The organism is Pseudomonas sp. Soil_N_39, from assembly GCF_057655955.1.
Map to the genome: position 1 here is coordinate 239,297 of NZ_JBDGLI010000008.1, position 19,547 is coordinate 258,843.

Annotated in this window: 18 protein-coding genes; 5 read left to right on the forward strand and 13 right to left on the reverse strand. The window is 61.9% G+C overall.

Features of this window, described 5'->3' with window-relative positions; all coding sequences use genetic code 11:
* Positions 1–58 precede the first annotated feature (58 nt).
* Complete coding sequence (locus AC3A5O_RS14505; RefSeq protein WP_122569447.1) at positions 59–1,357, reverse strand: NAD(P)/FAD-dependent oxidoreductase; 1,299 nt, start codon at positions 1,355–1,357, stop codon at positions 59–61.
* Positions 1,358–1,668: 311 nt separating this feature from the next.
* Here AC3A5O_RS14505 and AC3A5O_RS14510 point away from each other — a divergent pair, with 311 nt between their 5' ends.
* The 3 genes from AC3A5O_RS14510 to hpaR (AC3A5O_RS14520) all read left to right on the forward strand — a co-directional run bounded on the left by AC3A5O_RS14510 (position 1,669) and on the right by hpaR (AC3A5O_RS14520) (position 4,561).
* Entirely contained in the window at positions 1,669–2,838 is a 1,170-nt protein-coding gene (locus AC3A5O_RS14510; protein WP_122569446.1) for a p-hydroxyphenylacetate 3-hydroxylase oxygenase component, read from the forward strand.
* A 57-nt stretch (positions 2,839–2,895) separates the two neighbouring features.
* Positions 2,896–3,837, forward strand: a complete 942-nt coding sequence (locus tag AC3A5O_RS14515) for a p-hydroxyphenylacetate 3-hydroxylase reductase component (RefSeq protein ID WP_122569445.1) — start codon at positions 2,896–2,898, stop codon at positions 3,835–3,837.
* Between the two features lie 301 nt (positions 3,838–4,138).
* A complete protein-coding gene (gene hpaR, locus AC3A5O_RS14520; RefSeq protein WP_122569444.1) occupies positions 4,139–4,561 on the forward strand; it encodes a homoprotocatechuate degradation operon regulator HpaR in 423 nt (140 codons plus the stop codon).
* Positions 4,562–4,700: 139 nt separating this feature from the next.
* On the opposite strand, the gene hpaI is transcribed toward hpaR (AC3A5O_RS14520), so the two are convergent.
* The 8 genes from hpaI to AC3A5O_RS14560 all read right to left on the reverse strand — a co-directional run bounded on the left by hpaI (position 4,701) and on the right by AC3A5O_RS14560 (position 12,110).
* On the reverse strand, positions 4,701–5,498 hold the full coding sequence (gene hpaI, locus AC3A5O_RS14525) for a 4-hydroxy-2-oxoheptanedioate aldolase (protein ID WP_487753355.1): 798 nt from the start codon (positions 5,496–5,498) through the stop codon (positions 4,701–4,703).
* Positions 5,499–5,512: 14 nt separating this feature from the next.
* Positions 5,513–6,316 carry a 2-oxo-hept-4-ene-1,7-dioate hydratase gene (hpaH, locus tag AC3A5O_RS14530; protein ID WP_122569442.1) on the reverse strand — a complete coding sequence of 268 codons (804 nt, stop codon included), beginning with the start codon at positions 6,314–6,316 and terminating at the stop codon, positions 5,513–5,515.
* Positions 6,317–6,328: 12 nt separating this feature from the next.
* Complete coding sequence (locus AC3A5O_RS14535; RefSeq protein ID WP_305470899.1) at positions 6,329–7,633, reverse strand: MFS transporter; 1,305 nt, start codon at positions 7,631–7,633, stop codon at positions 6,329–6,331.
* Between the two features lie 52 nt (positions 7,634–7,685).
* Positions 7,686–8,078 (reverse strand): tautomerase family protein, encoded by a 393-nt coding sequence (locus AC3A5O_RS14540; RefSeq protein ID WP_122569440.1) that lies wholly within the window; start codon positions 8,076–8,078, stop codon positions 7,686–7,688.
* 84 nt (positions 8,079–8,162) lie between these two features.
* Positions 8,163–9,020: a 3,4-dihydroxyphenylacetate 2,3-dioxygenase gene (gene hpaD, locus AC3A5O_RS14545; RefSeq protein ID WP_122569439.1), complete on the reverse strand. Its 858-nt coding sequence runs from the start codon at positions 9,018–9,020 to the stop codon at positions 8,163–8,165.
* A 179-nt stretch (positions 9,021–9,199) separates the two neighbouring features.
* Positions 9,200–10,660: a 5-carboxymethyl-2-hydroxymuconate semialdehyde dehydrogenase gene (gene hpaE, locus AC3A5O_RS14550; RefSeq protein WP_487753356.1), complete on the reverse strand. Its 1,461-nt coding sequence runs from the start codon at positions 10,658–10,660 to the stop codon at positions 9,200–9,202.
* Between the two features lie 5 nt (positions 10,661–10,665).
* Entirely contained in the window at positions 10,666–11,436 is a 771-nt protein-coding gene (locus AC3A5O_RS14555; RefSeq protein WP_487753357.1) for a fumarylacetoacetate hydrolase family protein, read from the reverse strand.
* Positions 11,433–12,110, reverse strand: a complete 678-nt coding sequence (locus tag AC3A5O_RS14560; RefSeq protein WP_305470904.1) for a fumarylacetoacetate hydrolase family protein — start codon at positions 12,108–12,110, stop codon at positions 11,433–11,435. Before AC3A5O_RS14560 ends, AC3A5O_RS14555 begins: the two co-directional genes overlap by 4 nt.
* 185 nt (positions 12,111–12,295) lie before the next feature.
* Here AC3A5O_RS14560 and hpaA point away from each other — a divergent pair, with 185 nt between their 5' ends.
* Both hpaA and hpaR (AC3A5O_RS14570) read left to right on the forward strand, forming a co-directional pair.
* The gene (hpaA, locus tag AC3A5O_RS14565; protein WP_305481485.1) at positions 12,296–13,201 is read left to right on the forward strand and encodes a 4-hydroxyphenylacetate catabolism regulatory protein HpaA; all 906 of its coding nucleotides are present in this window, start codon (positions 12,296–12,298) and stop codon (positions 13,199–13,201) included.
* A 204-nt stretch (positions 13,202–13,405) separates the two neighbouring features.
* Positions 13,406–13,828, forward strand: coding sequence for a homoprotocatechuate degradation operon regulator HpaR (hpaR, locus tag AC3A5O_RS14570; RefSeq protein ID WP_060742174.1), 423 nt, complete (start codon positions 13,406–13,408; stop codon positions 13,826–13,828).
* A gap of 190 nt (positions 13,829–14,018) precedes the next feature.
* Here hpaR (AC3A5O_RS14570) and AC3A5O_RS14575 read toward each other — a convergent pair whose 3' ends face one another.
* The 4 genes from AC3A5O_RS14575 to AC3A5O_RS14590 form a co-directional block, all read right to left on the reverse strand.
* On the reverse strand, positions 14,019–14,267 hold the full coding sequence (locus AC3A5O_RS14575; protein WP_122569433.1) for a phage infection protein: 249 nt from the start codon (positions 14,265–14,267) through the stop codon (positions 14,019–14,021).
* Positions 14,268–14,457: 190 nt separating this feature from the next.
* Positions 14,458–15,243 carry an alpha-amylase family protein gene (locus AC3A5O_RS14580; RefSeq protein ID WP_305471197.1) on the reverse strand — a complete coding sequence of 262 codons (786 nt, stop codon included), beginning with the start codon at positions 15,241–15,243 and terminating at the stop codon, positions 14,458–14,460.
* A 177-nt stretch (positions 15,244–15,420) separates the two neighbouring features.
* The gene (locus AC3A5O_RS14585) at positions 15,421–17,424 is read right to left on the reverse strand and encodes an NfrA family protein (RefSeq protein WP_487753358.1); all 2,004 of its coding nucleotides are present in this window, start codon (positions 17,422–17,424) and stop codon (positions 15,421–15,423) included.
* Complete coding sequence (locus AC3A5O_RS14590; protein WP_487753359.1) at positions 17,421–19,535, reverse strand: glycosyl transferase family protein; 2,115 nt, start codon at positions 19,533–19,535, stop codon at positions 17,421–17,423. The genes AC3A5O_RS14585 and AC3A5O_RS14590 overlap by 4 nt, the downstream gene beginning before the upstream one ends.
* Positions 19,536–19,547: the final 12 nt, after the last annotated feature.

Genomic DNA, 19,547 nt, shown 5'->3' on the forward strand with positions numbered 1-19,547 from the left:
CTTCGCGAGCAAGCTCGCTCCCACAGGGTTTTCGCTTATTTGACTGGCATCATGACCATCAACGCCGGCCGTTCCAGTAGCCCGACAGCTGGTGCCAGGACTTGCCGGCGGTCAGCAGCAAGGGGCGAATGGCGTCTTTGCCAATGATGGTCGGGCGGTGGATCGAACTGACCAGGTCGTAGCGCGCCGAGCCTTCGCTCATGCCTTCGGCCAGCACCTTGCAGATGATGTGGCTCGGGGTGACGCCGAAGCCTGAGTAACCCTGGACGAAAAACGCGTTGCTGCGGCCGGGCAGAGTGCCGATCTGCGGGAACAGGTTCGGGCTGCAGGCCATCGGACCGCCCCAGGCCAGGTCGATCTTTACGTCCTTGAGGTACGGGAAGATCTTCAGCATCAGGCGCCGGTTCCAAGCCTTGAGGTCCAGGGGAATGTGCTCCACCAATGGCGTCGCGGCACCGAACAGCAGGCGGTTTTCGTTGGTGACGCGGTAATAGTCGATCACCGGACGAATATCGCTGTAGGCACCGCGAATCGGGCTGATGCGCTGGATCAGTTCGTCCGACAACGGCTCGGTCATCATCTGGAAGGCGTAGGTGTTGATGGTCGAGCGGTGCAGTTCCGGTTCCAGCTTGTTGAGGAAACTGTCGCAGGCCCAGAGCAGCTTGCTGGCCCTGACCGAGCCGCGTCCGGTGCGCACGGTGATGCGTTCGCCATAGCTGACTTCCAGGGCCGGGCTGTTTTCGAAAATCCGCACCCCGTGGCTGACCAGGGCCTTGGCTTCACCCAGCAGCAGGTTCAGCGAGTGCACATGCCCGCCGCCCATGTGCAGCAACGCGCTGCCGTAGGCCTTGGAGCCGATGATCTGCTGCACGTCGGAGCCGCCGAGAAAGCGGATCTCGTGCTTGCTGTTGATCGACTTGAAGTCTTTTTCCCAGGCTCGCAGGGTCTTTTCCTGGCGGGCGTTGAAGCCCATGTAGCCGTAACCGTGGCAGAAATCGGCATCGATAGCGTACTTGGCGATGCGGTCCTTGATGATGTCGGCGCCCAGGTCGCTGATCTCGAAGACCTGGCGCAGGCCGTCTTCACCCACGTCCTTCTTGATCTTTTCCAGGTCATGACCGATGCCGGCCATGATCTGCCCGCCATTGCGCCCGGTGCCACCGAACCCCAGGTAACGCGCCTCCAGCACCACGATGTTGGTGATGCCTTTTTCGGCGAGCTCCAGGGCGGTATTGATGCCGGAGAAACCACCGCCAATGACCACGACATCGGCGTCCACGTCCTGTTCCAGCGTGGGGAAGCTGAGGTTGTATTTCTTGGTGGCCGTGTAATAGGTGGGCGTTTCGATATTGATCATGACGCAACCTGACAAAGTGAAAGGAAACTCCGTTGCCACGCCTACGCGGGGCATGGCAGGGGATGGCTCTATTAAGAGCCCTGGCGGGGCGCTTGTCTTGATCCTCCATGCCGGAGGATTTGACCGAGCGCGCCATGGGGTCGGAACCTGGCCCATGAAAAGTACAATCTTGGATCTGGAAGGTGCATTTTTCAGCTGCCCGCGATTGCCCATACTGGACCGGCCTTAATCACTGATCTCGCTGTTTGTGCAACCTCGGGTTGCCGGGCAAAGGCGGGATCGGCAGACGCCAATAATAAAAGAGCCCGTCCATGAAAAAGCCAAACCCGCTGCTCGAAGACCTCAAGCCCCTCCTGCCAGCCATTGCCGCCAACGCCTTCCAGGCGGAGAAAGACCGTAGCGTGCCTGCCGAGAATATCGCCTTGCTCAAAAGCATCGGCATGCACCGGGCCTTCCAGCCGAAACCGTACGGTGGCCTGGAGATTTCCCTGCCGCAGTTCGCCGATTGCATCGCGCTGCTGGCCGGTGCCTGTGCCAGCACGGCTTGGGCCATGAGCCTGTTGTGCACCCACAGCCATCAGTTGGCGATGTTCCCGGCCAAGGCCCAGCAGGAAATCTGGGGCGATGACCCGGATGCCACCGCCAGCAGCAGCATCGCACCGTTTGGCCGCACCGAAGAAGTCGACGGCGGTGTGATGTTCAGTGGTGAAATGGGCTGGAGCAGCGGCTGTGATCATGCCGAATGGGCGATCGTGGGGTTTCGCCGCAAAAACGCCGAAGGCACCCAGGACTATTGCTTTGCGGTGCTGCCACGCAGCGACTATGAGATTCGCGATGACTGGTTCGCGGTGGGTATGCGCGGCAGTGGCAGCAAGACCTTGATCATCGACAACGCTTTTGTGCCGGAACACCGGATCCAGAAAGCCAAGGACATGATGGAAGGCAAGTCCGGCGGATTCGGCCTGTACCCCGACAGCAAGATTTTCTACTCGCCGTACCGGCCGTATTTCGCCAGTGGTTTCTCCACGGTCAGCCTGGGCGTGGCCGAGCGCATGCTGGAGGTCTTTCGCGAGAAAACCCGCAACCGCGTGCGGGCCTACACCGGCGCGGCCGTCGGTGCCGCCACCCCGGCGTTGATGCGCCTGGCCGAGTCGACCCATCAGGTGGCGGCGGCCCGTGCCTTCCTGGAGAAAACCTGGCAGGAGCACGCTGAACATGGCGAGCGCCACGAATACCCCAGCCGGGAAACCCTGGCGTTCTGGCGGACCAACCAGGGTTATGCCACCAAGATGTGCATCCAGGCCGTCGACCGCTTGATGGAGGCAGCCGGCGGCGGCGCCTGGTTCGAGAACAACGAGTTGCAACGGCTGTTCCGCGACGCTCACTTGACTGGCGCCCATGCCTACACCGACTACGACGTCTGCGCGCAGATCCTCGGTCGTGAGCTGATGGGGCTCGAGCCCGATCCGTCCATGGTTTGACCGCCTGTCCTTAGAACAATAATCGAGGCCGTCCCTTGAGGCGGCCGGGAGTCTTGCATGTCCAGTCTTTGCGATACCGCTTTCGATACCCGCGCGTTCCGCCGGGCCCTGGGTAACTTTGCCACCGGCGTGACCGTGGTCACCGCCGCCACTGAAGATGGCCGCAAGGTCGGGGTGACGGCCAACAGTTTCAACTCGGTGTCCCTGGACCCGCCACTGATCCTGTGGAGCATCGACAAGCGCTCCAGCAGCCACGAAGTGTTCGAAGCCGCCAGCCATTTTGCGGTGAACGTGCTGGCCGCCGACCAGATCGACCTGTCGAACAACTTCGCGCGACCCAAGGAGGACCGCTTCGCACAAATCCAGTTCGAGACCGGCGAAGGCGGAGCTCCGGTGTTCGTCGATTGCTCGGCGCGTTTTCACTGTGAAAAATTCCAGCAGGTCGACGGTGGCGATCACTGGATCATGATCGGCAAGGTCGTGGCCTTTGACGATTTCGGACGCTCGCCCTTGCTCTATCACCAGGGCGCCTACTCGATGGTGCTGCCCCACACGCGCATGACCAAACGGGAAGAGGGCCAGTCTCCCAGCAGTCACTTCCAGGGACGCTTGAGCCACAACTTGTACTACCTGATGACCCAGGCGCTGCGAGCCTACCAGGCCAGCTACCAGCCGCGTCAGTTGTCCACCGGTTTGCGCACCAGTGAGGCGCGGATGTTGATGGTGCTGGAGAACGACGCCGGGCTGAACCTGTGCGACTTGCAGCGGGAGGTGGCGATGCCGGTGCGCGAGATCGAAGAAGCCGTGGCCAATCTCAAGCGCAAGGGGTTGGTGAGCGATGAAGGTGAGCGGGTACGCCTGACCGCCAAGGGTATCGATGAGACCGAAGGGCTCTGGGCGATTGCCAAGGAACAGCAGGACAAGGTGTTCGGTCAGTTCAGCGAGGAACAGGTCGAACATTTCAAGCAAGTGCTCAAGGGCGTGATCAAGGGCGCTTGAGCGACATGAATGGCATCTGCCCCGGTAAGGCAAATGCATTTCTGTGGGAGCGAGCTTGCTCGCGATGGCGGTCGACCAGTCGATGTTGATGTTGACTGGCAGGCCCCTATCGCGAGCAAGCTCGCTCCCACAGGGTTATGACAGCTGAGCCGGGGGCTGCTGCGCAGCCCAGCGGGAGCAAGCTCCCTCGCCACAGGGGCCATCGTTTGATCCAGATTCTGTGAATGGATAGTCCAGCATGAGTTGGAAGCTGTTAAGATTTAGTTAACTCATTAACTAAGTCTTCTCGCGAACCTACTCCATGCCCAAGCCGCGCCAATCCTTGACCCTGACCCTGCTACAGGCCCGCGAAGCGGCCATGGGTTTTTTCCGACCTTCCCTCAATCAACATGGCTTGACCGAACAACAATGGCGGGTCATCCGGATTCTCAGCCAGCACGATGAGCTGGAGATCAATCGCTTGGCCGAACTGGCCTGCATCCTCAAGCCCAGCATGACCGGCGTGTTGGTGCGCATGGAAGCGGCGGGCATGGTGGTGCGGCGCAAGGCCGAACAGGACCAGCGGCGGGTGCTGGTGCGCCTGGCGCCGCAAGGGCAGGCGAGCTTCGATTCGATGAGCCAGAGCATGGAAGAGAATTACCAGCGCTTGCAGGACAAGTTGGGGCAGGAAAAACTGCAGACGTTGCTGGGCTTGCTCAATGACCTGAAGGCGATCAGGCGCTGAGAACCCGGGCTGGTTGTTTTCTGTGGGAGCAAGGCTTGCCCGCAATGAAGACGCTGCGGTCTTCCAGAGACCGAGGTGCCTGTTTCGCGAGCAAGCTTTGCTCCCACAGATCCCCTTGCCACAAGGCATTTGATACCGATCAGTACACACCACCCGTCGCAGGTTTTGGTGTGTCCTTGAACGCCGCCGCCAGTGTCTGCAAGCCCCGCATCAGCACCGTTGTATCCACGCCCACGGCGACAAACGCCGCGCCGAGTTCGATGTAGCGGCGGGCCAGTTTTTCATCGGCACTGAGAATCCCGGCGGCCTTGCCAGCCTGGCGGATGCGGGCGATGGCGTCTTCGATGGCCGTTTGCACCTGCGGGTGGCCGGGGTTACCGCGAAAGCCCATGGACGCACTCAGGTCCGCCGGGCCGATGAAGACCCCATCCACGCCTTCCACCGCCGCAATGGCATCCAGATTGGCCAGGCCCTCGCGGCTTTCGATCTGCACCAGCAGGCACATCTGTTCATCGGCCTTGTCGAGGTAGCCGGGGATGCTGTTCCAGCGCGACGCCCGGGCCAGCGCACTGCCGACCCCGCGGACACCGTGGGGCGGATAGTGGATGGCGCGCACCAGTTCGCGCGCCTGATCGGCGCTTTCCACCATCGGCACCAGCAAGGTTTGCACGCCGATATCGAGCACTTGTTTGATCAGCGCCGTGTCGCCGATTACCGGACGTATCACCGGCTGGCTGGGGTAGGGCGCCACGGCCTGGAGCTGGCCGAGCAGGGTGCGCAAGTCGTTGGGCGCGTGTTCACCGTCGATCAGCAGCCAGTCGAAGCCGGCATTGGCCGCCAGTTCCGCACAGTAGGCATCGGCCAATCCCAGCCACAGGCCGATCTGCGCTTCGCCGCTGCGCAGGCGTTGCTTGAAGGTATTGATGGGCATGTCCATGGGGCGTTCTCCGATCAGACGAAACGGCAGGCGATGGAACCGAGCATGTCGTAGTCGACATGGAAGGTGTCGCCGGGGTTGGCGGCCACGGGGCGGGTGAAGGAGCCACCGAGGATGATCTGTCCCGGTTGCAGGGTGACGTCATAGGCCGCCAGCTTGTTCGCCAGCCAGGCCACGCCTTTGGCCGGGTGATTGAGCACCGCGGCCGAGACGCCGGACTCTTCGATCACGCCGTTGCGGTAGAGCACCGCCGGCACCTTGCGCAGGTCGATCTCGGTCGGGCGTACGGCGCGACCGCCCATGACCACCCCGGCGTTGGCGGCGTTGTCGGAAATGGTGTCGAACACCTTGCGGGTCGCCTTGGTCTGCGGGTCGATCTGCTGGATGCGCGCGTCGATGATTTCCAGCGCCGGGATCACCCATTCGGTGGCGTCGAGCACGTCGAACACGGTCACGTTCGGGCCTTTCAACGGCTTGCCGAGGATGAACGCCAGCTCCACTTCCACCCGTGGCACGATGAAGCGTTCGAACGGGATGTCGGTGCCTTCATCGAAAAACATGTCATCGAGCAGCGCGCCGTAGTCCGGTTCGGTGATGTTCGACGACACCTGCATGGCTCGGGAGGTCAGGCCGATCTTGTGGCCGACCAACTTGCGCCCGTCCTTGATCTTTTGGGCCACCCAGGCACGCTGGATGGCGTAGGCATCCTCGATGGTGATGTCCGGGTGGTCGAGGGAAAACTGCCGCACTTGCTCGCGGGAGCGTTCGGCATGGTCGAGGCGGGCGGCGGCTTGTTGGATGAAGGTCTGGTCAAGCATGGCAAGGGTCTCTTATTGAGGATTGACGATGGCAGCCCGGGTGCGCAGCACCAGCAAGCCGCCAAGGGCGATGAGCAGGGCCAGCACATAGAGGGCGAGGCTGGCGCTCTGGGTGGTGTCGCGCATCCAGCCGATCAGGTAGGGCGCGAAGAATGAGGCGATGCTGCCGAAGGAACTGATCAGGGCGATGCCGGCGGCCTGGGTGCCGTTGGACAGGAAGGCCGGCGGCATTTGCCAGAACATCGGCAACGCCGCGCTGGCGCCCATGCCAGCGACGATCAGGCCACTGAGCACCAGGGTCGGATTGCCCGGGGAAAGTCCGGCGACCGCAATGCCCAGCGCGGCCATCAACAGCGGCACGCACAGGTGCCAGCGGCGTTCGCGATGGCGGTCGGAGGAGCGTCCGCAACCGATCATGAAAAAGCAGCCGGCCAGGTAGGGCACTGCGCTGAGCAGCCCGACCTTGCCGTCGCTGCCGATGCCGGCGCCGTGGATCAGGGTCGGCATCCAGAAGGCCAGGGTGTTCACCGCCAGCATCACGGCGAAGTACACCGCCACCAACAACCAGACCTGCGGATTGTTGAGAATCGCCGAAAACGAGGTGATGGATTTGCGCTGTTCTTCAAGGCTCAGTTGTTCACGCAGTTGTTGCTTGGCGTGTGGCGTGAGCCAGTTGACCGTCTCGAAACTGTCCGGCAGGCACTTGAGCACAACGAGGCCGAGCAGGATCACCGGCAGCCCTTCGATGACGAACATCCACTGCCAGCCGCGCAGGCCGCCAAGGTCATGGAAATGCTCGAGAATGCCACCGGACAATGGCCCGCCAATCACCCCGGCCATTGGCACGGCGATGGCAAACAACGCGGTCACCTGGGCCCGGCGCCGGGCCGGATACCAGCGGTTGAGAAAGACCAGGATGCCAGGAAAGAAACCGGCCTCGGCCACGCCCAGCAGAAAGCGCAACACGTAGAAACCGGCGGCGCTTTCGATGAGGAACATGCCGGTGGACAGGGCGCCCCAGACCACCATCAGCGTGGCGATCCAGCGCCGCGGGCCCACCCGGTCCAGGGCCATGTTGCTGGGCACGCCAAACAGCGCATAAGCGATGAAGAACAGGCCGGCGCCGAAGCCGTAGACCGTGTCGCTGAACTGCAGGTCGGCGCTCATCTGCATCTTCGCGAAGCCAATGTTGATGCGGTCCAGGTGGGCGAAGAGGTAACAGACCAGCAACAGCGGCATCAGCCGCCAGGTGATGGTGGCATGGGTGCGGTCGTGGGCGATGGTGCCGGCCGTGTCGGCGGTATTGGCTGTGCTCATGATCTTGTACTTTTTGTCAGAGAGGCCGATGGGGAGTGCGGGGCAGACGGATTCAGGAGGCCTGGCCCTTGAGGAAGGCGTGGACGTTGTTGGCCTTGAAGTTGAGTTGCTCGTGCAGCTCGATCATCTCGAATGACAGGGCCAGCAGGCGTTGGGCCTGGAGTTCGGCGAAGTGCGCGGTGATCGCCTCGAAGAGTTTTTCCGCGACTTTCTGGCGGGTGGCCAGGTCACGGCCATGGCCGACTTTCAAGGTCATGTGCACGAAGGCGTAGTCGTGCTTGCCGTCGGCCATGCGCCAGGTGTCCAGGCGCACGCCACGGCTGCGGATGCCGCCCAGGGGAAATACGCCGCTTTCGCCCAGCAAGGCATGGACCTTTTCAAACAGGCCGGGCAGGTCGGCTTGTTGTTCGATATTGTCGGTGTATTCAGCGATGAAATGGGGCATGGGGGCCTCCTGCGTCGGCAGCTTTGAGTTGTAAGCCGCAAGCGACAAGTTGAAAGCGATCAGCTTGTCGCTTGCGGCTGCTGTTCAGACTGGAAAAATGGCGTTGATCTGTCCGGTGCCGGAACTGCCGAAAGGCTCGGTGATGATTTCGGCGGGCTTGTCGTAGTCCGGCCCGCCGAGCAACCCCAGCAGCATCGCCGTGTCATGCATCTTGCCTTCGCCGAAGCAGTGTTCGGCATAGTCCGGGAGCATGGCGCAGAACTCTTTCCAGCGGCCCTGGCGCCACATTTCGACGACATGCAGATCGACCTGCTTGTCGAATTCCCGCGTCCAGTTATGGATGTTGGCTTCGGCGTTGCGATCATCGGAAAAGCGGTGGGACAACGAGCCGGACGCCAGTACCAGTACCTTGCGATCGCTTTTCTCGATGGCCCGGCGCACGGCGGCGCCGAAGGCGAAGCTGTCCTGCAGGCGATGCCAGGCACACCAGGCGGCAATCGACACGACGTTGAATTTCTGGTCTTGCGGGACATCCATGTGCATGTAGCGCATGGGCACCAGCGTGCCGTATTCCAGTTCAAGGCTTGGGATGTTATGGGCCAGGGTGCGCACATCCACGGCATTGGCCTCGGCGGCGATCAGTTCGCCCAGTTCCGGGGCGCCCGAGTATTCGTACTCCATGTTCTTGATGAAGTGCGGCAGCTCGTTGCTGGTGTAGATGCCCTTGAAGTGCGCGCCGCTGTTGACGTGGTAGGCGCTGTTGACCAGCCAGTGCACGTCGAACACCACGGCGGTATCGGCGCCCAGCTCACGGGCGCGGCGACCGATTTCCTTGTGGCCGGCAATCGCTGCGGCGCGGCAACCGTGGTGCTTGCCGGGCAGCTCCGACAGGTACATCGAGGGAACGTGGCAGATTTTCGCAGCCAGGACGACTTCGCCCATGATGATTCTCCTGAAAAATTGTTCTTGTTGAATCTCGGTTGTGGGAGCAAAGCTTGCTCGCGATGCAGGCGACTCGATTTCTGGTAGGCCGCATAGTCTTCATCGCGGGCAAGCCTTGCTCCCACAGGAGCAGGGATAAATCCCCTTGCCACAAGGTTTATCACCAGATTTTCTCTACGTCATACCCCCCAACGCGGTATGTGATGACTGCCCATGGAAATGCAAACGTTCTTGATCTCGGCAAACACTTCAAAGCTGTACTGTCCGCCTTCGCGACCGGTTCCGGAACCCTTTACGCCACCGAAAGGCTGGCGCAGGTCGCGTACGTTCTGGCTGTTGATGAACACCATGCCGGCCTCGATGCCGTGGGCCAGGCGATGGGCCTTGCCGATGTCCTGGGTCCAGATATACGAGGCCAGGCCATATTCGGTGTCGTTGGCCAGTTGCAAGGCTTCGGCTTCATCCTTGAACGGGATCAGGCACACCACCGGACCGAAGATTTCTTCCTGGGCGATGCGCATCTTATTGTTGACGTCGGCGAATACCGTCGGCTGGATGAACTGGCCGCGACTCAAGTGCGTCGGCAGGTTGGCCGGGCGCTCCAGGCCACCGGCCAGGAGGGTGGCGCCTTCTTCGATGCCGATCTTGATGTAGCCGGTGACCTTGTCGTAGTGGGCCTGGGTGATCATCGAGCCGACCTGGGTTTTCGGGTCTTGCGGGTCGCCGACGATCAGGCGTTTGGCGCGGGCGGCAAACTCGGCGACGAATTGTGGGTAGACACTTTCCTGGATGAAGATCCGGCTGCCGGCGGTGCAGCGCTCGCCATTGAGGGAAAAAATCGTGAACAGTGCCGCATCAAGGGCACGTTCGAGGTCGGCGTCTTCGAAAATCAGCACCGGCGACTTGCCGCCCAATTCCATCGAGTACTTTTTCAACCCGGCGGTCTGCATGATTTTCTTGCCGGTGGCGGTACCGCCGGTGAAAGAGATCGCCCGCACATCCGGGTGGCGCACCAACGCATCGCCGGCGGTGGCGCCATAGCCCTGGATCACGTTCAACACACCGCTGGGAATGCCGGCTTCGACCGCCAGGCGACCCAACTCGTTGGCGGTCAGCGGTGACAGTTCGGACATCTTCAGCACAGCCGTGTTGCCCAGCGCCAGGCACGGCGCGGTCTTCCAGGTCGCGGTCATGAACGGCACGTTCCAGGGCGACACCAGCGCGCAGACACCCACCGGTTGGTACAGGGTGTAGTTGAGCATCTGATCGTCGACCGGATACGTGTGGCCGTCCATCCGCGTGCAGACTTCAGCAAAGAAATCGAAGTTGTGGGAGGCGCGTGGGATCAGCACGTTCTTGGTCTGGTGGATCGGCAAACCGGTGTCGAGGGTTTCCAGTTCGGCCAGCTTCGGCACGTTCTGCTCGATCAATTCACCGAGCTTGCGCATCAGCCGGGCGCGTTCCTTGGCTGGGGTGTTGGCCCATTTCGGAAACGCTTCCTTGGCCGCCGCGACCGCTTGGGCGACTTCCTCGGCTCCGCCGCTGGCGACTTCGCCGATGGCCTCCCCGGTGGCCGGATTGTAGTTGACGAAGACGTCTTTGCTTTCGACCTCACGGCCGTCGATCCAGTGTTTGATCATGCTGCTCAAGCCTCTTTACGGGATGCGAAGAACTCGGCTTCGCTAACGATTCGATTGACCAGGCGACCCACGCCTTCCACTTCCACCACCACTTCATCACCGGGCATTACGTCCGCCAAGCCTTCCGGCGTGCCGGTGGCGATCATGTCGCCGGGCTGCAGGGTCATGAAGCTGGACAGGTATTCGATCAGGTAGGGGATGTCGAAAATCATGTCCTTGGTGCTGCCTTCCTGGCGCAACTCGCCGTTGATCCAGGTGCGCAGCTTCAGGTTGCTCGGGTCCGGCACATCGGCCACATCGACGATCCAGGGGCCGACGGGCGTTGTCGCGTCACGGTTCTTCACCCGCAGGTTAGGGCGGTAGTAGTTTTCCAGGAAGTCGCGGATCGCGTAGTCGTTGCACACGGTGTAGCCGGCCAGGTAGCTCAGTGCATCCTCGCGCTTGACGTTGCGCGCGGCTTTGCCGATGACCGCCACCAGCTCGCACTCGTAATGCATGTAGACGACGTTGTCGGGGCGCCAGGTCGCCTGGTTGTGGCCGGTGTAGGTGCCGGGCGATTTGATGAACGCCAGGGGTTCGGTCGGTGGCTTGAACGCCAGTTCGGCGGCGTGATCGGCGTAGTTCAGGCCCAGGGCGAACATGCTGCCGCTGGCCGGTGGCAGCCACTGGACCTGGTCTTCGGCCAGCAGGCGACCGTCGGCCAGGCGCACGGCGTTGTGGGCTTCGACGGTGACGGCGTGCTCCTGGCCTTCAAAACGAATGCGCGCGTGTTTCATGAATCTGCTCCTGTTTGCTCGGCCACGACGGTATTGACCAGGCGGCCCAGGCCGCTGATGTCCACTTCGACACGGTCACCGGGCAGAACATCGACCCGGCCCTCAGGCGTACCGGTGATCAGCACATCGCCGGCATGCAGGGTCATGAACTCGCTGATTTCGGCAATCAACTGGGGAATGTTGCGAACGAAGTTGGCCGTGCTGTTTTGCTGGCGAACCTCGCCGTTGACGTACAGCGTGATCGCCAGGCTGTGGGGGTCGGTCACCTGGGCGGTCGGCACCAGTTCCGGACCGATGGCGCAGAAGCCATCCCGGCACTTGGCCTTGACGGCGGGGCGGTAATAGCTGTCTTCCGGGAGGCTGAATTCATTGACGATGGTGTAGCCGGCCACGTAGTCCAGGGCTTCGGCGGCGCTGACGCGGCTGGCCGATTTGCCCATCACCACGCCAAGGGCCGGTCCTGGTTGCAGCCTTTCGCCGTGACCGGGGTGAACCACGTCGGCGTCGTGCCGGTTGCGGGTATTGGGCGTCTTGATGAACAGAACGGGCTTGAGCGGCGGCTTCTGATAGGGCGGTTGCTCGAACTCGGCGAGGCGCTGTTTCAGCAGCCCCTGGTAGTTCAGCGCGACCCCGAACAGGGTGCCGGTCGCGACGTCATGCAGGGCACGGCTCATGCTTGTCTCCTGGCGATGGCAGAGTGATGAGGGCTCTGCGGTTATTGTTAATGTGTTAACAGTTATAATTAAGATGTTAACTATCGTCAAGCGTGACAGAATGACCGGCACTGGTTGCCTTGCCAGATTCGGTGCAGGATGAGAGCGGCAGGTACCTGAATCAGCATAAAAACGAGCATTGCGTGATGACCGACCGCCAGCCGATTCCGAACATCAACATTGGTCAGGTGTATGACCAGCGCTACAGCGACGCCGAAGTGCATTACGACCGGCTCGCCAACCTGGCGGGTTTTTTCGGCCGCAACATGCCGGTGCACCGCCACGACCGGTTCTTCCAGGTGCACTACGTCAAGAGTGGCACCGTGCGCGTATACCTCGATGACCAGCAGTACGTCGAATCCGGCCCGATGTTCTTCCTCACGCCGCCGACCATTCCCCATGCCTTCGTGACCGAGGCCGACAGCGACGGGCATGTGCTGACGGTGCGCCAGCAATTGGTGTGGCAACTGATCGATGCTGACCCGAGCCTGGCGCCGGCTGGCGTGCAGATGCCGGCCGCCTGCGTGGCCTTGGCGCAACTGGGGCCTGGGCAGGCGGGGGAGGTGCGGCGCCTGGAATTCCTGTTCGAGGAACTGAGCGAGGAGGTGGTGGCGGGGCATCCGGGGCGCAGCGCGGCGCTGGACGGGTTGACGCGACTGATCATGATCAGCTTGCTGCGGTTGTGTTCCAACTCCCTGGAAGCCAGGCCGGCGCGGCATGAAGACCTGAAGATCTTTCACCGCTTCAACGAGCTGATCGAGGCCCACTACCTGCAGCATTGGCCGTTGTCGCGCTACGCCGAAGGCATTGGCGTGACCGAGGCGCGCCTCAATGACGTGTGCCGTCGCATCGCCGACCTGCCTTCCAAGCGCCTGATCATGGAGCGGTTGATGCAGGAGGCCAAGCGACTGCTGTTGTTCACCGGCAGCTCGGCCAATGAAATCTGCTACCAGCTCGGCTTCAAGGACCCGGCGTATTTCAGTCGGTTTTTCCAACGTTACGCCCAGCTCACGCCGGGGGAGTATCGCCAGCGGCAATCGGGGTTGCGCTGAATGGTGGCGGGAGGGATTTCTGTGGGAGCAAAGCTTGCTCGCGAATACTGGCGATGAGGTCTTTCAGAAATCGAGGCGCCTCCATCGCGAGCAAGCTTTGCTCCCACAGAACCCCCTTCCACAGTGACATAGCGCGGCTTTGCTTCTTGCAGCCGCCTGGCGACGACACTAAGCTGCCGACTCGCCCATTCACACAGTTCGAACATGGCCAACCCCAGACCTTCTTTGACCCTGACGCTGTTGCAAGCCCGCGAAGCGGCGATGGCTTTTTTCCGCCCGGCGCTGAACCAGCATGACCTCACGGAGCAGCAGTGGCGAGTGATCCGCATCCTCCATCAGCAAGGTGAGTTGGAAAGCCACCAGCTCGCCCATCAGGCCTGCATTCTCAAGCCGAGCATGACCGGTGTGCTCAGTCGCCTGGAGCGCGATGGCTTGGTGCGTCGGCAGAAGTCCAGCCAGGACCAGCGGCGGGTCTTCGTGGGCCTGACCGAGCGCGGCCAGCAGTGTTTCGTGTCCATGAGCGAGGGTATGGAAGGCAACTATCGGCGGATCGAAGAACAGTTTGGCGAGGAAAAGATGCAGCAACTGCTCGCCTTGCTCAATGAGCTGAAGAACATCAAGCCATGAGCCATGTCTCATGACTCATGTGGCTTGAGTTTTGGGCCAATGAGCTTTGAGCTTTTGTGGCGAGGGAGCTTGCTCCCGCTCGACTGCGAAGCAGTCGCAAAGCCTGCCGACCGATGCCTGAACGAGTGGGAGGGGCGAGGGGCTGCTACGCAGCCCAGCGGGAGCAAGCTCCCTCGCCACAAAGTCGTGTTCACACCGCACTGCGTTCACGCAACTCCTGCAACCGATCGGCCCCACCTTCTGCCACGCGATTCTCGATCAAGCGATCAGAGCCTCCTTCAGCCACACGATTCTGAATCAACCGATCAGACCCGCCTTCCGCCAGTTGATGCGCAGCCTGGGCCGGGGCGTTCTTTGCCGAGGCAGCGTTCGCCAGGCCGACACCGCCAACCAGTGTGAGGGCGATTGCCAAGGACGAGAGTTTCGAGAAGTTGAACATGGTGATTCTCCTTGCGTTTAGTTGAGTAGGCCGGGTGCTGCTGTCCGGTGAGCACAGTTAAACGCGCAGATGTATCGACGATGTGTGCCAGAAGTGGGTGAAATTCATCATTTCGTATCAGTCCGCATTTCATATACAGACCGATACAAACTCAGTCAGCGCGGGCGGGCGGATAGCTTCAAGTGCCTGGTCAGGGCTGGGCGAGGGCTTGCTTCAGTTGGTCCACCAACGCCGGGGTCATGTAGTGCGGCCCGTCGAACAGGTAGAGCGGGTAGCCTGCATAGGCCGCCAGTTGTGGCTTGAGTTCGGCGACGGTAGCGGAGCGGAAACCACCGCCGTATTGGGGGCGGAAAGCTTCGACGATGATCCGCACGCGATCCTTGCCAAGCCGATCACGCAGGGCATCGGCGTAGTTCCGAGCCACCGGGGCGGTGCGGGCGTAGACGCCGACGCCGTCCTGGAAAAACACGCCGATGTCGTTCGGCAGCCATTGCTTGAGCCAGTCTGCGGTGGCAGCGGGGCCGATGTTGGCGCCGTCGTAGACACTGATCCACAGCGGTCGCGGCAGCTTGGCGAGCAAGGCCGGCAGCTCCGAGGCGCGCGACCAACTGGGGTCGACTTCAGCCGGAAAATACCAACCGGTGACATGCAATGGCGTCGGCAACCCGGCGATGCGCTCCGACAGCGCCGCCAGTTGCTCGATATTGTCCCGGGAGCGGTTCTCGCTGAAATAACCGGCCAGCCCAAGGATGACATCCTGGGCCCAGGGCGCCTTGGCGATGCGCGCCCAATCCGGCAGTACCGGTACGCTGGTCAGGCCGGTGCCGGGCACGAAGGCTTGGTCGTCCACCACCGTCCATTGCACCAGCAGCGCGTGCACCCCCAGTTTTTCCCAATGGCCGCTGATACCGACGGTCTGGTTGTCCGGCTGCCAGACGATGCCGACGATGTTCGGTGCCGCAGTGAGCGTGCTCATGTAGTACGTCCCTGTACCTGCGCCGAGGAGCGCGACCACTAACAGCGCCGCGACGGTCTTGCGATGGACGAACGTTGCGAAGCTTTTCAAACAGGTTCCTTCTGGAGGCAGTGTAGTCGCGGCCCGGCAAGGCGAGCCGCTTTTCGTGCCGATGGAGCGACGGTCACACCCACGGGCTCAATAGGAGTAGGTCAGGCGGGCGAACACGCCTTTGGCCTGATCTTCGCCAAATACCCTGGCCCGGTATTGCAGGGAAAAATCCACATAGGAGCGTGGCGCGTTGTAGGCGTCTTCCCGGAACCAATAGCGTACGTTGTTTCCTATCCCGATCCCTCCGGCGTCGCCGGAAGAAAAGCCGCCGCCGGCTTCGCTCTTCATCTTGGAATCGTAGTCGATCGCCGCGACGACATGGGGGAACGCCACCCAGCGCGAGCCGGTCCCGCCGATGGCGTAGCTGCGGCCCACTTGCCATTCGCTGTTGAAGTAATTGCGCGAGGCGTTGAGGTAGTGGCCGACCTCGGCATACAGCTGCGAGGTCCACCAGCTCGGCACATCGACTCGCAGATCGGTACCGATGCTCGAACCGTAGGCCAGTCGCACCAGCCAGTCGCCGTCGACATTGGAAGACCCCAGCGGGAAGGTCCGTTCAAGGGCGGCCATGATGTTGACCGAACTGAAGGGCTTGACCCGCACGCCTAGGGCGCCTTGCAAGGCATCGGCGCCGGTGTCCGAATCGCTGTTCTTGCTCCACAGGGTGTCGGTGATGCGCCCATAGAGTTCGACAAAGCGGCCGTTGCGATAGCCCAGCGGACGCCACGACAGTTCGGTGCTGTTTTGCAGCAGGTCATTGCTTTCGCTGCCGCTGCTACTGGCGCCCGGGGCGGCGCTCAGGCCACTGGAGCTGCTGCCACGATAGCTGGTGGTGCTGGTCAGGCCGAGCCTGCGCGATACATCGCCCACGGTGCGACGGGTATCGAACAGCTGTTGCGCGGACAGGGGCGACTCAGCGGTTTTTTGCCCATCGATGACACGCTTGAAATACGCCACGGCTTCGTCGTCTTCATGGACCCGCATGGCGTTGTAGGCGGCGTCCTGGGCGGGTGCCGGTGCCAGTCGAGCGGTGGCGTCCGCTTTGCGGAACGCGGCATGGGCAGCTTCGTCGTCGCCGGCCCGAACCCCATTGTAAGCAAGCTGCAGATCACTCACCGGAGCCTGATCGCCGGTGTTACCCGGCGAGATGGCGCAGGTCAGACCGTAGGTACTTTCCTGGCAGAGCAGGACGGGGGGTGAGGATTGGGCCTGGGCGGAGCGGATGTCACGGGCTTCCCTTGCCGACAGGCCCGCAAGGCTCTGGGCTTGGTCAAGATCATCCTGGGCCGCCTGCGACTTGCCCTGGTGGTTACGGGCATAGCTGCGCAACACCCAAGGGGCGGCTTGACGGTCGTCCACCGCCAGTGCGGAAGACGCGGCCTGTTCGGCACCGGGATAGTCCTTCGCCGCCAGTAGCGCACTGATGAGCAATTGCTGGTTAGCGGCGATTTCCGGGGCCCAAGCCACGGCTTTGCGCGCCTGGTCCACGGCGCGGGTCGTGTTGCCTTGCTCCAGGGCGCGATAGCCCTGGGTCACCAGCGGTACGGCCAATTGGCGGCGAATGGCTTTGCGGCGCAGGAACAATGTGTTGTCGTTGGCAAAGACGCCGAGGGCCTCGGTGGTGGCCCGATCGGCTTCTTCCAAGTGTTGCTGGCGTTGCAAGGAGTCGATCAGCAACAGGCGATATTCACGGTGTCGGGGGGCCTGGCTGATGGCCTTGCGGGCCGATTGCGCGGCCAGGTCGAATTGTTCGCGGTCGTAGGCCTTGAACCCCTGGGACGCCGCGACGAAACCCGGTGAAGCTGGCGCCGCGCGCGAAGATGCAGCGGTCCGAGGTTGGTCGCGCAGCTTTTTGTCCCGCTCGGCCAATTCAATCAGCGTGTTCAGGCGCTTCACATCGGCACGCAGGCGCAGGGCCTCGCGGGCCTTGGCGATGGCCAGGTCGTAGTCCTTGCGCTCGTAGGCGCTGTAGGCTTCGTTGGCAACGGTATAGGCCGGGCCGGTCAGTGGCAGCGGCAACGTCTCGGCAAGCGCAAACGCAGGGATCAGGCTCAGCCCCGTGGCCAAAAAAGTCAGGAAGGGGCGGTTCATGCCGGGAGCTCCGTTGGGTAGAGATTATGCTGACGGGCCACCACTTGTTCGATGGTTGTCCGGGGCAGCACGCCGCTGTCCACCAGGTAATCGCCGATCCGGCCGTGGTGCTGCGGACGATATTGCAACATGGCACGGCTGAATTGATCGCGGTCGAGCAGGCCCATTTCGATCAGCAAGTCACCCAGCAGCGGCGCACTGGCATTCGGTACGGCGTGGCCGTTGCGTGCGGGCAACTGGCGCAACAAAGCGAGAATTTCACTTTCCCTGGCGATCAGTTGCACCGGCTCGCTGCCCAGTTCGGCGCTGACCTGCTGCAAGCCTTCGTCGGAAAGCGGATTGGCGACGGCGATCTGCTCCCGGCCTTCGCCATTGGGCCCCAAGGGAATCGCCCGCCAGCGCAACGCAAACTCGCTGGTCAGTGACGAGGTTGAGGCCGCGGTTTTTTCGGCCACGTCGAAGACCCGGGGCAGGTCATTCTGGAACGCGATGGCTTCGGCCAGGGTTTCATCGTCCAGCCAGCCGTTATTCAGCAGAATTCGCCCCAGCGGCACATTGCGCGACTGCTGTTCATCCAGGGCGCTTTGCAGGTGGGTGTCGGTAATAGCCTGCCAGGACAACAGCACGCTGCCCAAGCGGCGCGGCGCAATGGCGACCAGGTCGGTGGATGGGAAGTCATGCATGGTCTTGTCCCAGACCAGCTTGCGGTTCATCACCTTGCCCACCAGGAACATGCGCCAGGCCCGGGCGGCGGCCATGAAGTTGACGAAGTTGCCCACCAACATGCGTGGGATCGACAGCAAGCCGTGCTGCCAGCCGTACAACACCGTGGTGAAGTAGTAGCGATGCAGGATTCGCCAGGCCAGGGCAACGCCGTTGGCCAGCAACAGGTATTTGATTACGCTGCTGGTTTCAAAAGGCGTTGGGAAACTGACGTCCCACAAACCGCTGTTGCGCAAGATGATCAGGCCCAGCAGTTGCACCAGGATCGCGTAGGCAATGATGCTGATGAACGCTGTCACTACCCCCTTGCGGTCGCGAAACAGCAGGTATCGGTTGGCCAGCGAGCCGTTCCAGCCCATCTGCTCCCAGCCTTGCAGGCCGATGCCCAGGGTCCAGCGGGCCTTTTGCCGGAAGGCTGTGCGGAACGTGTCCGGGAAAAACTCGCGCACGCACAGTGGCATCGTCAGGGTCGATTCGTAGGGTTTGCGGAACCAGGATTTGCGCAGCACCCGGAACTGCACGGGGAAACGTACGAAGATCGCATTCATGCCCACCTTGGCCAAGCGCGCGCCCACGTCGTAGTCCTCGGTGAGACTGTCGGTGTTGAACGGCTGGTTTTCGGTTTCACCGGCCAGCACTCGCAGGGCGCGATGGGAGAAGCAGGTACCGACGCCGGCCGAGGGCACGGTGTCGGTCATGCTTTCACGCACCACCAGATCCTTGCCATGCCATTCGGCGAACTCGTCCATGTAGACACCCGCCACCCATTCGTACCAATTGCGCTCCAGAGACACCACCGGCAACTGGATCATGTCCTTGCGCGGCAACAGGTAGTTGAATAGACGCAGTTCAAGCGGATGCAGCACGTCCTCGCTGTCGTGCAGGACGACGCCGGCGAAGGTCATGCCATGGGTTTTCTCATGGAGGAAAATCGCCTGGATCACCCAGTTCAAGCAGTCGGCCTTGCAGGTCGGCCCGGCATGGGGCACTTCCACGCGGTGCAGTTGTTTGTAACGCCTGCGCATCCGCTCGACTTCGTCGATGGTGCGCTGGTCGTTGATGTACGTACCAACGAAGACCACGTAGTTCTGGTAGTCGAGTGTCGAGACCATGTTCTCGATCATCGGTGCGATGACGTCGTATTCCAGCCAGGCCGGCACCATGATCGCCAGGGGCTGTTCGTCCCGGGCCAACAATTGCTCGACGGTCAGTGGCCGGTAGCGACGGTTCACGGTGAACTTGCGGTACAGGCGACGAGACCAGTACCACAGGTCAATGATCAGATCGTCCAGGCTGGAGATCAGGATCAGTACCGCGACCACGATGGTCGCGGCTTCCAGGTAGTTGTAGTAGTGGGCCAGCCAATAGGGCCAATAAAGCGACGTCATCGAAGGGTACCG

Coding starts and splice junctions, on each gene's coding strand:
- AC3A5O_RS14515 (WP_122569445.1), top strand. CDS start 2,896: ATGTCCAGTCTTTGCGATACCGCTTTCGATACCCGCGCGTTCCGCCGG.
- AC3A5O_RS14585 (WP_487753358.1), bottom strand. CDS start 17,424: ATGAACCGCCCCTTCCTGACTTTTTTGGCCACGGGGCTGAGCCTGATC.
- AC3A5O_RS14575 (WP_122569433.1), bottom strand. CDS start 14,267: ATGTTCAACTTCTCGAAACTCTCGTCCTTGGCAATCGCCCTCACACTG.
- AC3A5O_RS14580 (WP_305471197.1), bottom strand. CDS start 15,243: ATGAGCACGCTCACTGCGGCACCGAACATCGTCGGCATCGTCTGGCAG.
- AC3A5O_RS14555 (WP_487753357.1), bottom strand. CDS start 11,436: ATGAAACACGCGCGCATTCGTTTTGAAGGCCAGGAGCACGCCGTCACC.
- hpaH (WP_122569442.1), bottom strand. CDS start 6,316: ATGCTTGACCAGACCTTCATCCAACAAGCCGCCGCCCGCCTCGACCAT.
- hpaR (WP_060742174.1), top strand. CDS start 13,406: ATGGCCAACCCCAGACCTTCTTTGACCCTGACGCTGTTGCAAGCCCGC.
- hpaD (WP_122569439.1), bottom strand. CDS start 9,020: ATGGGCGAAGTCGTCCTGGCTGCGAAAATCTGCCACGTTCCCTCGATG.
- AC3A5O_RS14535 (WP_305470899.1), bottom strand. CDS start 7,633: ATGAGCACAGCCAATACCGCCGACACGGCCGGCACCATCGCCCACGAC.
- AC3A5O_RS14590 (WP_487753359.1), bottom strand. CDS start 19,535: ATGACGTCGCTTTATTGGCCCTATTGGCTGGCCCACTACTACAACTAC.
- hpaI (WP_487753355.1), bottom strand. CDS start 5,498: ATGGACATGCCCATCAATACCTTCAAGCAACGCCTGCGCAGCGGCGAA.
- hpaA (WP_305481485.1), top strand. CDS start 12,296: ATGACCGACCGCCAGCCGATTCCGAACATCAACATTGGTCAGGTGTAT.
- AC3A5O_RS14505 (WP_122569447.1), bottom strand. CDS start 1,357: ATGATCAATATCGAAACGCCCACCTATTACACGGCCACCAAGAAATAC.
- AC3A5O_RS14510 (WP_122569446.1), top strand. CDS start 1,669: ATGAAAAAGCCAAACCCGCTGCTCGAAGACCTCAAGCCCCTCCTGCCA.
- AC3A5O_RS14560 (WP_305470904.1), bottom strand. CDS start 12,110: ATGAGCCGTGCCCTGCATGACGTCGCGACCGGCACCCTGTTCGGGGTC.
- hpaE (WP_487753356.1), bottom strand. CDS start 10,660: ATGATCAAACACTGGATCGACGGCCGTGAGGTCGAAAGCAAAGACGTC.
- AC3A5O_RS14540 (WP_122569440.1), bottom strand. CDS start 8,078: ATGCCCCATTTCATCGCTGAATACACCGACAATATCGAACAACAAGCC.
- hpaR (WP_122569444.1), top strand. CDS start 4,139: ATGCCCAAGCCGCGCCAATCCTTGACCCTGACCCTGCTACAGGCCCGC.